This window comes from Ruminococcus sporogenes (assembly GCF_054655175.1).
On sequence record NZ_BAAHOA010000001.1, the window covers coordinates 578,683 to 593,531 of the forward strand.

At 46.2% G+C, this 14,849-nt stretch carries 15 protein-coding genes; 14 read left to right on the top strand and 1 reads right to left on the bottom strand.

Features of this window, described 5'->3' with window-relative positions:
• The first annotated feature begins 53 nt into the window (after nucleotides 1–53).
• The 4 genes from ACYQ0N_RS03105 to ACYQ0N_RS03120 all read left to right on the top strand — a co-directional run bounded on the left by ACYQ0N_RS03105 (nucleotide 54) and on the right by ACYQ0N_RS03120 (nucleotide 3,652).
• A complete protein-coding gene (locus tag ACYQ0N_RS03105) occupies nucleotides 54–1,061 on the top strand; it encodes a helix-turn-helix domain-containing protein (RefSeq protein ID WP_177532147.1) in 1,008 nt (335 codons plus the stop codon).
• A 122-nt stretch (nucleotides 1,062–1,183) separates the two neighbouring features.
• Nucleotides 1,184–1,534: an ArsR/SmtB family transcription factor gene (locus tag ACYQ0N_RS03110; protein WP_177532146.1), complete on the top strand. Its 351-nt coding sequence runs from the start codon at nucleotides 1,184–1,186 to the stop codon at nucleotides 1,532–1,534.
• 28 nt (nucleotides 1,535–1,562) lie between these two features.
• Complete coding sequence (locus ACYQ0N_RS03115) at nucleotides 1,563–1,781, top strand: cation transporter (RefSeq protein ID WP_460161832.1); 219 nt, start codon at nucleotides 1,563–1,565, stop codon at nucleotides 1,779–1,781.
• Nucleotides 1,782–1,807: 26 nt separating this feature from the next.
• Nucleotides 1,808–3,652, top strand: a complete 1,845-nt coding sequence (locus ACYQ0N_RS03120; RefSeq protein WP_460161833.1) for a heavy metal translocating P-type ATPase — start codon at nucleotides 1,808–1,810, stop codon at nucleotides 3,650–3,652.
• A gap of 98 nt (nucleotides 3,653–3,750) precedes the next feature.
• On the opposite strand, the gene ACYQ0N_RS03125 is transcribed toward ACYQ0N_RS03120, so the two are convergent.
• Nucleotides 3,751–5,331 carry a DUF4368 domain-containing protein gene (locus ACYQ0N_RS03125; RefSeq protein WP_460161834.1) on the bottom strand — a complete coding sequence of 527 codons (1,581 nt, stop codon included), beginning with the start codon at nucleotides 5,329–5,331 and terminating at the stop codon, nucleotides 3,751–3,753.
• Nucleotides 5,332–5,351: 20 nt separating this feature from the next.
• Between ACYQ0N_RS03125 and ACYQ0N_RS03130 the strand changes: the two genes are divergently transcribed.
• The 10 genes from ACYQ0N_RS03130 to ACYQ0N_RS03175 all read left to right on the top strand — a co-directional run bounded on the left by ACYQ0N_RS03130 (nucleotide 5,352) and on the right by ACYQ0N_RS03175 (nucleotide 14,820).
• Entirely contained in the window at nucleotides 5,352–5,627 is a 276-nt protein-coding gene (locus tag ACYQ0N_RS03130) for a hypothetical protein (protein ID WP_017141831.1), read from the top strand.
• 128 nt (nucleotides 5,628–5,755) lie between these two features.
• Nucleotides 5,756–6,700, top strand: a complete 945-nt coding sequence (locus tag ACYQ0N_RS03135; RefSeq protein ID WP_055143522.1) for a DUF6017 domain-containing protein — start codon at nucleotides 5,756–5,758, stop codon at nucleotides 6,698–6,700.
• Between the two features lie 36 nt (nucleotides 6,701–6,736).
• Entirely contained in the window at nucleotides 6,737–7,210 is a 474-nt protein-coding gene (locus ACYQ0N_RS03140) for a PcfB family protein (protein WP_006775667.1), read from the top strand.
• Entirely contained in the window at nucleotides 7,207–8,991 is a 1,785-nt protein-coding gene (locus tag ACYQ0N_RS03145) for a VirD4-like conjugal transfer protein, CD1115 family (RefSeq protein ID WP_055143520.1), read from the top strand. The genes ACYQ0N_RS03140 and ACYQ0N_RS03145 overlap by 4 nt, the downstream gene beginning before the upstream one ends.
• Before the next feature lie 63 nt (nucleotides 8,992–9,054).
• Nucleotides 9,055–9,270: a Maff2 family mobile element protein gene (locus tag ACYQ0N_RS03150; protein ID WP_003431213.1), complete on the top strand. Its 216-nt coding sequence runs from the start codon at nucleotides 9,055–9,057 to the stop codon at nucleotides 9,268–9,270.
• A gap of 70 nt (nucleotides 9,271–9,340) precedes the next feature.
• A complete protein-coding gene (locus tag ACYQ0N_RS03155) occupies nucleotides 9,341–10,204 on the top strand; it encodes a VirB6/TrbL-like conjugal transfer protein, CD1112 family (RefSeq protein ID WP_007860210.1) in 864 nt (287 codons plus the stop codon).
• Nucleotides 10,205–10,208: 4 nt separating this feature from the next.
• The gene (locus tag ACYQ0N_RS03160) at nucleotides 10,209–11,117 is read left to right on the top strand and encodes a radical SAM protein (RefSeq protein ID WP_040415648.1); all 909 of its coding nucleotides are present in this window, start codon (nucleotides 10,209–10,211) and stop codon (nucleotides 11,115–11,117) included.
• Between the two features lies 1 nt (nucleotide 11,118).
• Nucleotides 11,119–11,511: a PrgI family protein gene (locus ACYQ0N_RS03165; RefSeq protein ID WP_007860207.1), complete on the top strand. Its 393-nt coding sequence runs from the start codon at nucleotides 11,119–11,121 to the stop codon at nucleotides 11,509–11,511.
• Nucleotides 11,471–13,867: a VirB4-like conjugal transfer ATPase, CD1110 family gene (locus ACYQ0N_RS03170; RefSeq protein WP_055143062.1), complete on the top strand. Its 2,397-nt coding sequence runs from the start codon at nucleotides 11,471–11,473 to the stop codon at nucleotides 13,865–13,867. Before ACYQ0N_RS03165 ends, ACYQ0N_RS03170 begins: the two co-directional genes overlap by 41 nt.
• Nucleotides 13,864–14,820, top strand: a complete 957-nt coding sequence (locus ACYQ0N_RS03175) for a DNA-methyltransferase (protein WP_055143064.1) — start codon at nucleotides 13,864–13,866, stop codon at nucleotides 14,818–14,820. The genes ACYQ0N_RS03170 and ACYQ0N_RS03175 overlap by 4 nt, the downstream gene beginning before the upstream one ends.
• Nucleotides 14,821–14,849 lie beyond the last annotated feature (29 nt).

Genomic DNA, 14,849 nt, shown 5'->3' on the forward strand with positions numbered 1-14,849 from the left:
TTGTTGATGTTATAATAATGCCATAATAAAAAGTAAAAAAGGAGGATTACATTATGGAGGAAAAAATAAACTTCGGAAAGTTTATTCAATTGAAGAGGAAAGAAAAGGGCTTATCGCAAAAGGATATGGCGGATAAGCTTTTTGTTACCGAATCGGCCGTCAGTAAATGGGAGAGAGGAATTTCATATCCTGATATTTCAATGCTTCAGGGAATATGCGAGGTCTTATCGGTAACAGAGCACGAGCTTCTAACCGCCAGCGATGATTATCGTCTGAAAGAAACTGAAAAAAACGCTAACAGCTATTTGAAGGTAGTAAAAACCTACAGTATTATTTTATATGCCGCGTATATTTTGTCGTTAGTTCCATGCTTTATAGTAAATATATGTCTCAGTCAGAATTTATCGTGGTTTTTTATTGTTCTGTTTTCTGAAATGCTGGTATTCTCTCTGCTTAACGTACCCGTTATCGTTAATAAACATAAAGGATTATGGACGATAGGCAGCTTTTATTTCTCACTGAACGTACTGCTTGCATATTGCTGTTTCTATGTAAAGGGCGATTGGTTTTTTACCGCGTTTCTGTCAGTAACATTTGCAATGGCGGTAGTATTTGTTCCTTTGATATTACTGGATAATATCTTTCCGGAATGTATCAGAAAGCATAATGCTATAATTTCTATGGGGATAGATTCCGTTCTTTTAATTTTACTGTGTATGTTCACGGCTAAATCTTGGACAGCTATTGAGATATGTATATTTCAATTGATTTTGCCTTGGTGCTATTTGTTTACTATACGCTACATGAAAATTAACGGTTTGTTTAAAGCGTCAATATGTACGTTTTTAACTGGATTAAACATTTTTATTTTGCGTCCTATTGTGAATGTTATTATTGATAATAAGCCGTTTAATCTGGATCCAATTAATTTTAAAATCTGGAATAATGAATATATCAACGGCAATATAACTATGATTGTATTTGCAGTATGTACATTTGTTTCAATGTTTTTTGTTATCGGAGGAATTATTAAGCAAGTTAAGGCAAAGGATAATATATGATTCATAATAATCTGCGGTTTTATCGCAGATTATTTTTTTATTTAAATATATAAAAGCTATTGACAAGAATACAAAAACATGGTATCATATGAACAGATAAACATATGAAAGGATATGCGGATATGGATAATGAAAAATGCGAGTATTTGTTTGTGCATGAGGATACTGTAAAAAAGGTCATAAATGATATGCCTGAGGAGGAAAAGCTTTATGATCTGGCAGAGCTGTTTAAAATATTCGGAGATTCCACAAGAATAAAAATTTTATACGCTCTTTTTGAAGCGGAACTGTGCGTATGCGACATAGCGCAGCTTTTGAAGGTGAGTCAGACGGCGGTTTCTCATCAGCTAAGGGTTTTGAAGACAAATAAGCTTGTAAAGAGCCGAAAGGACGGTAAAAACGTTTTTTACTCTCTGGCAGACGATCATGTCTACAGTATTATTAATCAGGGAATGGATCATATAAACGAATAATTGTATATAATAAAAAGGAGAATTTATTATGAAAAAAATATATAAGCTTGAAGAGCTTGACTGCGCTAACTGTGCTGCAAAAATGGAAGCGGCCATTAATAAAATAGAAGGAGTTGAGAAAGCGTCCGTTAGCTTTATGACGCAAAAGCTTATTATTGAAGCGGAGGAAGCCCGACTTGATGAAATTATGAAAAAGGCTGTAAAGGTATGTAAAAAAATCGAGCCAGACTGTAGAATCATCTTGTAATTAAATATTTGAACGGGAGGCAGTTTATGAGTTTTGGACAAAAGAAAACATTAGTAAGAATCGTTATTGGGTTCGCAGCTCTTTTAATCGCGTCTTTTCTGCCTGCGGAAGGCTATTTACAGCTTGCGGCGTATCTTGTGCCGTACCTTATAATAGGCTATGACATACTTTGGAGAGCCGTAAGAAATATAATGCACGGTCAGATTTTTGACGAGAATTTTCTTATGACTATTGCAACTGTCGGAGCGTTTGCCTTAGGGGAATACCGGGAGGGAAGCGCAGTTATGCTTTTTTATCAGGTAGGCGAGCTTTTTCAGAGCGTAGCAGTGGGAAGATCTAGAAAGTCTATTTCCTCTCTGATGGATATACGTCCTGATTATGCGAATCTTGAAAAGAACGGAGGAATTATTGAGGCCGATCCTGACGAGGTTTCCATAGGAGATATAATAGTTATCAGACCGGGCGAGCGAATACCTCTTGACGGCGTTATAATAGAAGGTTCGACCAGCGTCGATACTTCGGCGCTTACGGGAGAATCGGTACCGAGAAGTTTAACTGACGGCGATGACGTTATAAGCGGTTGTATTAATATAAACGGAGTTATAAGAGTAAGGGTAACAAAGGAATTTGGCGAGTCTACAGTTGCAAAAATCCTTGACCTTGTTGAAAATTCAAGCAGTAAAAAAGCAAAGGCGGAAAACTTTATTACCAAATTTGCAAGATACTATACGCCATGCGTTGTGACCTGCGCCCTGCTGCTTGCGGTAGTTCCGTCAGTTGTTACCGGAAATTGGTCGGAATGGATAAACCGCGCTCTTATTTTCTTAGTTATATCCTGTCCGTGCGCTTTGGTTATATCGGTTCCGCTTAGCTTTTTCGGCGGTATCGGAGGAGCGTCAAAATGCGGTATACTTATAAAAGGCGGCAATTATCTTGAAGCCTTGGCAAAGGCTGAAATCGTTGTGTTTGATAAAACCGGCACTCTAACAAAGGGCGTATTCAACGTAACCGCCGTACATCCGCAGATTATATCCGAGCAAAAGCTTATAGAGCTTGCTGCATATGCGGAAGTGTATTCAAGTCATCCTATTTCACGTTCAATAATAGAAGCTTTTAATGCTCAAATAGATAAATCCAGAATTTCAGACGTTAAAGAAATATCAGGCAGGGGAATAAAAGCGGTTATCGACGGCAAAGACATTTGCGTCGGAAACGGAAAGCTGATGGACGATATAGGCGTTAGCTGGCATCCTTGCCATCATATCGGGACAACGGTTCATGTTGCTTCAGACGGCGTATATGCCGGACATATCGTTATATCTGATAAAATTAAGGAGGATTCGGCTGACGCGGTAAAGGAACTGAAAAAAGAGGGCGTTAGAAAAACGGTTATGCTTACGGGCGACGCTAAGGCGGTCGGCGAGCGTATTTCTGCGGAGCTTGGTATAGACGAGGTATATACGGAGCTTTTGCCGGACGGCAAGGTTGAAAAGGTTGAAAAGCTGTTTGAAGAAAAATCTGAAAAAGGCAGGCTGATTTTTGTCGGAGACGGAATAAACGACGCTCCGGTATTATCAAGGGCAGATATAGGAATTGCAATGGGCGCAGTCGGCTCGGACGCTGCTATCGAGGCCGCCGATATTGTACTTATGGACGATAAGCCTTCCAAAATTGCAGCCGCAGTCAGAATTTCAAGAAGAACGCTTAAAATTGTTCATCAGAATATTGTTTTTGCTCTCGCTGTAAAATTCATTGTGCTGATTTTGGGAGCGGCCGGTATGGCTAATATGTGGGCCGCGGTTTTCTCAGACGTCGGAGTTTCAGTGATAGCTATTCTGAACGCTATGAGGGCGTTAAGATATAAAAATTAATAAGGGAAAGCTTTTTAAAATTGTAAATAATAAAAGCGGACGTTTATGGGGCGGTGAATTAAGAAAACATTTTAGCAAGGAACGGTGTAGCTAAACGGCTATGCCGTTCTTTGCTGTTTTTGAGTTGTATTTTGGGCTTTTTCTTTCGCCCGTCCAAAATCAAATGCACCGATGAAGTTATATACAATCGTGATTTCCCTTGTCTTGGATTTTTTGTCGGTATGGGAAACTTCGATACGATCTATAAACTCCCGTAGCATAGCAGCGTCAAGCTGCTGCATATCGGTGTACTTCTTTACCGCGCTGATAAACGCTTTAACGTTGGTCTTTTGTTTTTCCTGCTGCTTGATTTCTTCCCGTAGCACTTCTGCCATAGCTTTTAGATTGCTCTGTTCCAATTCGTAGTCATGGGACATTTTGATAAACCGTTCATCAGACAATTTCCCGGTTACATTGTCCTCATATAAATGCTTAAACAGATTATCCAACTCGGCAATACGGCTTTTGGCTTTGGAAAGTGTTTCGCGCTTGCGGGAAAACTCAACGTCGCGCTCTCGCAAACGGCTGTCTGCTGCTTCCTGCACAAACTCGGCTTCATACTCTGTTACATAGTCGATTGCTTCCCGTAGATTTTTCAAGACGATTTCATACAGAACAACATTTTTGATTGAATGGGTCGTACACAAGTCTTTGCCTTTCCGATAGGTTGAACAGATAAAATATTTCTGTTCTTCGGTGAAGTTCGTTGCTCGGCATTGATACATTTTACCGCCGCACTCTGCACAATAAAGCAGCCCGGAGAAAATACCCATATCGCCCATTTTGGTGGGGCGGCGGCGGGATTTGCGTATGTTCTGCACAATGAGAAATACACTTTCCTCTACAATCGGCGGCTGCGTGTTCTCAAAGATCACCCATTCGGACGGGTCGTTCCACAATGTCTTTTTGCTCTTGTAGGATTGCTTGCGGGTCTTGAAGTTTACGGTATGCCCTAAATACTCTATCTTTTCAAGCATACGGGAAACCGTTTCATTCGTCCACTTGTACGGGTTCGCCCCCGGCTTCGGTTTGTTTGTTACCTTTACGCCCTTTGACAGCCAATAGAAAGTAGGATTGAGGACTTCGCTTTTCTCTAACCAATGGCATATTTGTGTCGGTCCCATGCCGGAAACGCACAATGCGAAAATCTGTTGCACAACGGCTGCGGCTTCCTCGTCAATAATCCACTTCTTTTTGTTGTCGGGGTCTTTCATATAGCCATAAGGCGGGATTGTAGTAAGATGTTCGCCGGATTTTCCCTTTGATTGCCAAGTAGCGCGTATCTTCTTTGAAGTGTCGCGGGCATACATTTCATTGAACACGTTGCGGATTGCGGTAAACTCGTTTTCGCCCCGCGTACTGTCAACTCCGTCATTGACCGCGACAAAATGCACGCCAAAATCGGGGAACAACATATCGGTGTAGAAACCGACTTGCAGGTAATCACGCCCGAAACGGGACATATCTTTGACGATAACGCGCTTGATTTTTCCAGCTTTTATATCGGCAAGCATACGTTGAAATCCGGGACGGTTGAATAATGAGGTGTGATAGCGATAGCGGCAAAAAGCTAATAAAATCAATGGTTTTGCGGACAGCGGATAGACAGGGAATGTGTTAAAAACTGAATACGCACACAAACGGCGTTACCTTAACCCCTTTGGGGGAGAAAGTAACGCCGTTTTTTTATGCCCGCAGGAAAGGAGGTGCAGCCGGAATGTATTTCACAAAGGGCAAGCAGCGGGCGTTTGAATTGCTCATGCAGCAGAAGCCGGGATTTGACCGCTATCAATCCGGTTGTGCCGGAGATGATGAAGATTGCGGCACTTGCCGTTTCTACCGCCCCGGGTGGAAATATGAGTTTTGCGTTTTCAAAGAGTGTCCCTATTGCCCCGGCAAAAGGACGCGGAAAACGCACGCCAGCATGGACAAATAGACGGGCAAAAGCCCTTGTGCCATGCGGCTTTGCAGACGCGAAAACGGCAAAGGGCATATTGCAATACCAAAACAGCCGAAAACGGCTTTCTAATTGTCCACGCATACCAAGAGAGGAAGTGAGGAAATATGGCAGTTTTCAGAGTGGAGCGAAATACGGGATATACCGTTATGAGCAACCACCACTTGCGAAACAAGGAATTGTCCTTAAAGGCAAAGGGCTTGTTGTCGCAAATGCTTTCGCTGCCCGAAGATTGGGATTATACCCTTGCGGGCTTATCCCATATCAACCGGGAGAAGATCGACGCAATCCGCGAAGCGGTCAAAGAACTTGAAAAAGCCGGATATATCGTCCGCAGCCGGGAACGCGACGAGAAAGGACGTTTGCGCGGTGCGGATTATGTCATATACGAGCAGCCGCAGCCCAAAGAGCCGGAAGCAGCTACCAGCAGCGAACAGCCGCCTACATCGGATTTACCTACATTGGAAAATCCAACATTGGATAATCCAACGTTGGAAAAACCTACGTTGGAAAAACCTACGTTGGAAAATCCAACGCAATTAAATAAAGATATATCAAGTAAAGAACAATCAATTACTGATTTATCAAGTACCCATTCCATTCCTTTCCATTCCCTAAATCCCTTGCCTTATGAGCAGGACGAAGCGGCTACGCCGCCGGAAAGGAAAAGAACGGAAGCGAAAACAAACAGCGCAATAGAGATTTATCGGGAAATCATCAAAGACAACATCGACTATGACATTCTCATTCAAGACCCCAAAATGGATAAAGACCGTTTGGACGAGATTGTAGAAATCATGCTGGAAACCGTCTGCACAGCCCGAAAGACAATCCGTATCGCCGGGGACGACTACCCCGCCGAACTTGTCAAATCAAAGTTTATGAAGCTGAATAGCAGCCACGTTGAGTTTGTTTTGGACTGCATGAGGGAGAACACAACCAAAATCCGCAACATCAAGCAGTATCTAAAAGCGGTGCTGTTCAACGCACCGAGTACCATTGACAGCTACTATACCGCCCTTGTCAATCACGACTTTTACGGCAGCAAATGAGCATAGCCGCAGTTTACCGGGAAAGGAGTTGATACCTTGCAGGAGGAAGTAACCCAAAAAACGATTGCCCTATCCGTCAATGTGGGAAAAGGCGCGGCAAGGCTTACCGAACAGGCGTTGCAGAAAGCAATCAAGAAGTTTTTGGAGCAGAAAAGCAAAGCCCCGCATGGGAAACAGACCATGCGGCAGCTTATGAAGCAAAATGCGGGTGTTTCCAACATCGAGATCACCGACAGCAATATCAAAGCCTTTGAGAGTACCGCGAAGAAGTACAACATAGATTTTTCGCTGAAAAAGGTTAAGGGCGAACAGACCCGTTACCTTGTGTTTTTCAAAGGCAGGGACGCGGACGTTATGACCGCAGCGTTTCAAGAGTTTTCCGCAAAGAAGCTGAACAGGGATAAAAAGCCCTCTATCCGCAAAGCCCTTGCCGCAGCAAAGGACAAGGCGAAGCAGCTTAACGCCGCCCGCGACAAGGTAAAGAAAATAGACAGGGGGCGCGAGATATGAAGCAGATGAACTACAAAAAGTTGATAATCCCGAATATCCCCTATGTGTTCTTTGTCTATCTCTTTGATAAGGTGGGACAGGCGGTGCGGCTTGCCCCCGGCGCGGATATTTCCGAAAAGATACTCAATATCACACAGGGATTTTCCGAAGCGTTTTCAAATGCCTTGCCGAGCGTTCACCCGTTGGATTTGCTTATCGGCATTGTCGGCGCGGTGGTTATCCGTCTGATTGTCTATGTCAAAGGGAAAAACGCAAAGAAATACCGCAAGGGCGCAGAATACGGCAGCGCACGTTGGGGCAACGCCGAAGATATAAAGCCCTACATCGACCCGGATTTTCAGAACAACATCATTTTGACGCAGACCGAACGCCTTACCATGAACAGCCGCCCGAAGCAGCCGAAATATGCGAGAAATAAAAACGTCGTGGTGATCGGCGGCAGCGGCAGCGGCAAGACAAGGTTTTTCGTAAAGCCTAATTTAATGCAGCTTCATTCTTCCTACGTCTTGACCGACCCAAAAGGCACCGTCTTAATCGAGTGCGGAAAGCTCTTGCAGCGCGGCGGCTACAAGATAAAAGTGCTGAATACGATAAACTTCAAGAAATCCATGCGATATAACCCCTTTGTGTATATCCGCAGCGAAAAGGACGTGTTAAAGGTTGTCAATACCCTTATTGTCAATACCAAAGGCGAGGGAGAAAAAAGCGCGGAAGATTTTTGGGTGAAAGCCGAGAGATTATTATATTGCGCGTTGATCGGCTACATTTGGTATGAAGCCCCCGCCGAGGAAATGAACTTTACAACGCTGCTTGAACTTATCAATGCAAGCGAAGCACGCGAGGACGACGAGGAATACCAAAGCCCCGTTGATCTGCTCTTTGCCGATTTAGAAGAACGCAGCCCCGACCATTTCGCGGTGAAGCAATATAAAAAATACAAATTGGCGGCGGGCAAAACGGCAAAGTCAATCCTTATTTCTTGCGGTGCGCGTCTTGCCCCTTTTGATATAGAGGAACTCCGGGAACTCATGTCCTATGATGAATTGGAACTTGATACATTGGGCGACAGGAAAACCGCGCTTTTCCTCATAATGAGCGATACCGACGACACCTTTAATTTTGTTATCGCTATTCTGCAATCGCAGCTTTTCAATTTGCTTTGTGATAAAGCGGACGACGAATACAACGGCAAATTGCCTATTCATGTCCGGTTTTTGCTTGATGAATTTGCCAACATCGGGCAGATACCCCGCTTTGATAAGTTAATTGCGACCATTCGCAGCAGGGAAATGTCCGCTTCTATCATTCTGCAATCGCAGAGCCAACTAAAAGCCATTTACAAGGACGCGGCAGAAATCATACTTGATAATGCCGACAGCACCTTGTTTTTGGGAGGACGTGGGAAAAATGCAAAGGATATTTCGGATAACTTGGGACGGGAAACAATCGACAGTTTCAATACTTCCGAAAATCGCGGCACGCAGGTTTCTCATGGACTTACTTATCAAAAATTAGGAAAGGAGCTGATGACACAGGACGAAATAGCAGTTATGGACGGTGGGAAATGTATTTTGCAGCTACGCGGTGTGCGTCCCTTTTTAAGCGACAAATACGACATCACGAAACACCCGAACTACAAATACCTTTCCGACTTCGACAAAAGAAACGCTTTTGACGTGGAACGGTATATGTCTACCCGTCCGGCAATCGTAAAGCCCGATGAAGCCTTTGACATATACGAAATAGATTTGTCCGACGAGGACGCAGCCGCCGAGGAATAACGGCGGCATTTTCATTTTCAACAACTTTTTTTGAGCCGCACAGCGGCAGAAAGCGAGGTTTATATGGAGTTTTTCAACAGCGCAGTTGGTGTATTGCAGACTTTGGTTATCGCGCTTGGCGCAGGTCTTGGCATTTGGGGTGCCATTAACCTCATGGAGGGTTACGGCAACGACAATCCGGGCGCAAAGAGCCAGGGCATGAAGCAGCTCATGGCGGGCGGCGGCGTCGCTTTGATCGGCGGCACCCTTGTTCCCCTGCTTTCTCAACTTTTTGGATAATGCCTAAAACAAATACCACCCGCCGCGCCCTCTCGGAAACGGGAGGGCGCGGGAAAGGAGGGATTAACTTTTGATATGGCAGATGATTGAAGATTGGTTTCGCGGCATTTTGACAGACGGGATTTTATCGAACCTTTCCGGCTTGTTTGACAGCGTAAATACAGAGGTTGGAGAAATCGCAACACAAGTCGGCACGACCCCCGCCGGGTGGAACGCGGGCATATTCAACATGATACGCAGCCTTTCGGAAAACGTCATTGTACCGATTGCGGGCGTTATCATTACCTTTGTCATGTGTTATGAACTAATCCAGCTTGTAATTGAAAAAAACAATCTGCACGATCTCGACACTTGGATTTTCTTCAAATGGATTTTTAAGACCTTTGTTGCGGTGCTGCTGGTAACAAACACTTGGAACATCGTCATGGGAGTTTTCGACGTTACGCAGAGCGTCGTCAATCAGAGCGCGGGGGTTATCATATCCGATACAAGCATAGACGTTACCACCGTCATTACCGACATTGAAGCAAAACTCGACGCTATGAGCGTGGGCGGTCTTTTGGGGTTATGGTTTCAATCCCTCTTTGTAGGGCTTACCATGAAAGCCCTGTCAATCTGCATTATGCTTGTGGTGTATGGGCGCATGATTGAAATATATCTTGTAACGAGCGTTGCCCCTATCCCTATGGCAACAATGGTAAATCACGAATGGGGCAGCATGGGACAGAATTACTTAAAATCTTTGCTTGCGCTTGGTTTTCAGGCGTTTCTGATCTTGGTGTGTGTCGGCATTTATGCGGTGTTGATACAAACAATCGCAGCGACCGACGACATTTCCGGCGCGATCTGGGCTTGCATGGGCTATACCGTCCTCTTGTGCTTTACGCTTTTCAAAACGGGAAGCCTTGCAAAGAGCGTCTTTTCGGCACATTAAGGGGGTGAGTTATGATTTGAAAATCGGTTTAATCGACGTTGACAGCCATAATTTCCCCAACCTCTGCTTGATGAAGCTATCCGCGTATCATAAAGCAAAGGGGCATACGGTGGAATGGTGGAACGCAAAGGGGCGGTACGACCTTGTATATAAAAGCCGCGTCTTTACGGACACCTATTCCAAAGACACGATAACCGTTACCAACGCGGAACAAGTTATTTTCGGCGGTACGGGCTACGACACGAAAAACCGCTTGCCGCCGGAAGTGGAACACAGTTACCCGGATTATTCTATCTACCCGCAGTTTTTCGGGATTGCCTACGGCTTTTTAAGCCGGGGTTGTCCGAGAAATTGCGGGTTTTGCATTGTCAGCAGTAAAGAGGGACGCAAAAGTGTTAAGGTTGCGGATTTGTCCGAGTTTTGGAAATGGCAGCCGGAAATAAAAATCATGGACGCTAATCTGCTTGCCTGTCCCGACCATGAAAATCTCATTGAGCAGCTTATACGAAGCCGCGCATGGGTGGATTTTTCGCAAGGGCTGGATATTCGCCTTGTGAACAGGGATAATGTCAGCCTGTTAAATCGGGTACGGATAAAAGCGGTACATTTTGCATGGGATAATCCCGACGAGGACTTAACCGGGTATTTCCAACGTTTTTTGGATTTGACCGCCATTAAGAGCAGCCGCCAGCGGCGCGTGTATGTTCTTACCAACTACGGCAGCACTCACGAACAGGATTTATACCGCGTGAACACCTTGCGGGCTATGGGCTTTGACCCGTATGTGATGATTTACGAGCGTCCAACCGCCCCGCCTGTTACCCGCCATTTGCAACGGTGGGTAAATAACAAACGGCTTTTCTATGCTGTCCCCCGTTTTGAAGATTACATTCCGGGCAGAAAGGAGGTTTGAAATGGCGTATGTAACCGTCCCAAAGGACTTAACAAAAATCAAAAGCAAGGTAATGTTCAACCTTACGAAACGACAGCTAATTTGTTTCAGCGCGGCGGTAGCAATCGGACTGCCGCTGTTCTTTTTGGTAAAAGACAGCGTTGGAACAACCACAGCGGCATTGTGCATGGTGCTTGCCATGCTGCCTATGTTTTTGCTTGCCATGTACGAGAAAAACGGGCAACCGCTGGAAGTGATTATTCGGCAATTTGTGGAAGTGAAGTTTCTTCGCCCCAAAGAGCGACCTTATCAGACCAACAATTTTTATGCCGCCCTTGCGCGGCAAGAGCAATTAGATAAGGAGGTACGGGCGATTGTCAAAGGAAAAGAAAAACACCCAAAACGAAAAGCGTAAACTTTCCCGACAGGAAAGAAAACAGATAGATACCCTTATCCGACAGGCAAAGGGCGACGGGAAGCCCCATACGGCGCAGGACAGCATACCGTTTGAGCGAATGTATAAGGACGGGATTTGCCGCCTTGCAAACGGGCGGTATTCCAAGTGCATTGAGTTTGAGGACATCAACTATCAGCTTGCGCAGCCGGACGACAAAACCGCCATTTTTGAAGCCCTTTGCGATATGTATAACTCGTTCGACGCTTCTATCAGCGTGCAGCTTTCCCTAATCAGCCGCCATGCGAACAAGGACGATTTCAAGAACAGTATCACGATTGCGCCGCAGAATGATGACTTCGACAGTATCAGAGCAGAATACACCGAAATGCTTAGGACGCAGCTTGAACGCGGAAACAACGGGCTTATCAAGACCAAGTTTCTCACCTTTACCGTTGAAGCAAAGGACATTAGATCGGCGCGGGCGCGTCTTGCCCGCATTGAAACGGACACCCTCAACCATTTTAAGGTGATCGGCGCGGCGGCGCGGGTATTGGACGGGAAACAGCGTCTTGAAGTGCTGCATGGGATTTTCCACCCGGACGGGGAACGCTTTAACTTTGCGTGGGAATGGCTACCCGCAAGCGGTCTTTCTGTCAAAGACTTTATCGCGCCGTCCTCTTTCCGATTTGGCGACGGGCGAATGTTTCAAATGGGCGGCAAGTTTGGCGTAGTTTCCTTTTTGCAGATCGTCGCGCCGGAACTCTCCGACCGTATGCTTGCCGACTTCATGGACGCGGAAAACGGGATTATCGTCAATCTGCACATTCAGAGTATCGACCACAACGAAGCAATCAAGACGATTAAGCGCAAGATTACCGACCTTGACCGTATGAAAATCGAGGAACAGAAAAAAGCAATCCGCAGCGGCTACGACATGGATATTATTCCGTCCGACCTTGCCACCTACGGCGGGGAAGCAAAAAACCTACTCCGCGATTTGCAGAGCCGCAACGAAAGAATGTTTCTGCTTACGCTGCTTGTCTTAAACCTTGCAGATACCAAGCAGAAATTGGATAACGAAGTATTTGGAGCGGCGGCAATCGCGCAGAAATACAACTGCATTTTGACCCGCCTTGACTACCGGCAGGAACAGGGGCTTATGTCCTCTATCCCGTTGGGGGAAAACCTTATCCATATCCAGCGCGGCTTGACGACCAGCAGCACCGCCGTTTTCGTTCCCTTTACGGTGCAAGAGCTGTTCCAAAGCGGCGAAGCATTGTATTACGGCTTAAACGCCCTTTCCAACAACATGATTTTGTGCGACCGAAAGAAGCTGAAAAATCCCAACGGCTTGATACTCGGCACACCGGGCAGCGGCAAAAGTTTTTCTGCAAAACGCGAAATCACAAACGCTTTTCTTATCACGTCCGACGACATTATCATTTGCGACCCCGAAGCCGAATATTACCCCCTTGTCGGACGTTTGAAAGGACAGGTTATCAAGGTTTCGCAGAACAGCACGCAGTACATTAACCCTATGGATATTAACCTCAATTACAGCGAGGGCGACACGCCCATAGCCTTAAAGAGCGATTTTATCCTTTCCTTTTGTGAGTTGATTATGGGAGGTAAAAACGGGCTGGAAGCTGTCGAAAAGACCTTGATTGACCGCGCTGTTATCAGCGTGTACCGCAACTACCTTGCCGACCCGAAGCCGGAGAATATGCCGATTTTGGGCGACCTCTACGACGAGATCAAGAAGCAGCCGGAAAAGGAAGCGCAGCGTATCGCGGCGGCATTGGAACTCTATGTAAACGGCAGCTTGAACATTTTTAACCACAGGACAAACGTTGACATTCATAATCGCCTTGTCTGCTTTGATATTAAGGAACTCGGTACGCAGCTTAAAAAAGTCGGTATGCTTATCGTCCAAGACCAAGTATGGAACAGAGTAACGGTAAACCGCAGCGAGGGCAAGGCGACGCGGTATTACATCGACGAATTTCATTTACTCTTGAAAGAGGAACAGACCGCAGCATACAGCGTCGAGATTTGGAAGCGTTTTAGGAAGTGGGGCGGTATTCCGACAGGTATCACGCAGAACGTCAAAGACCTTTTGACGAGCAGAGAAGTTTCAAACGTTTTTGAAAACAGCGATTTTGTCTATATGCTCAACCAAGCACAGGGCGACAGGGAAATCCTTGCAAAGCAGCTTAACATTTCGCAGCAGCAAATGACCTATGTAACCCATTCCGACGCGGGCGAGGGGCTTATTTTCTACGGCAACGTGATTTTGCCCTTTATTGACCGTTTCCCGCAGGATACGGAACTGTACCGCGTCATGACGACCAAACCCGGCGAGGTGTCGGCATGAGGATAGAAACGGACAAAATCTATTGCGGCGACAGCTTGCAGGTGCTTCAAACCTTGCCGGAAAACGCAGTTGATTGTTGCGTAACGTCCCCGCCCTACTATGCCTTGCGGGACTATGGCGCAGACGGGCAGATCGGACGGGAAGCAACGCCGGAAGAATATGTTTCCCGCATTACGGCGGTATTCCATGAGGTAAAGCGGGTGCTTACGCCGGAGGGGACTTGTTGGCTGAATATCGCGGACACTTATTGCGGCACAGGCAGCAAAGCCGACCACCAAGACCCCAAATATCCCAAAGGCAGGAACGGGCAGCAAGTGGCGTTCAACCACCGCGCCCCCGGCTGTAAGCCCAAAGATTTAATCGGTATTCCGTGGCTTGTAGCCCTTGCCTTGCGGGGCGACGGTTGGTATTTGCGCAGTTCTATCATTTGGCACAAAACAAACCCCATGCCAGAAAGCACGCGGGACAGGCCGACCCGCTGCTATGAATATGTGTTTCTGCTTACCAAGTCAAAGAAGTATTACTACAATTGGCAAGCAGTAGCCGAGCCGATAGCCCCCACAACGGCGGGGCGGCTGAAAAGCGGAGTTAGCAAAGGAAACAAGTATAACGTTACTGTTCCGGGGCAAAACCAGCCGCAGAAAATCAACCGCCCCCGCGAAAAGGGCGCATACGCCGACGAGTTGATTTGTCCCGTCCGCAGCCGTCGCAACGTTTGGCAGATCAACAATGTCGCGTATCATGGCGGGCATTTCGCAGCATACCCGCCCAAACTTGCGGAAACGTGCATTTTGGCGGGCTGTCCCGTGGGCGGGATTGTCCTTGATCCGTTTTTAGGCAGCGGCACCACCGCAGCGGCGGCAAAGCACCTTTCCCGCCGCTATATCGGCATTGAGTTAAACCCCGACTATTGCACCCTTGCAAAACAGCGGATTGGAGGTGATGAAGATTGAGCAAGGAATGGAAAGCCCCCGACAAGGTA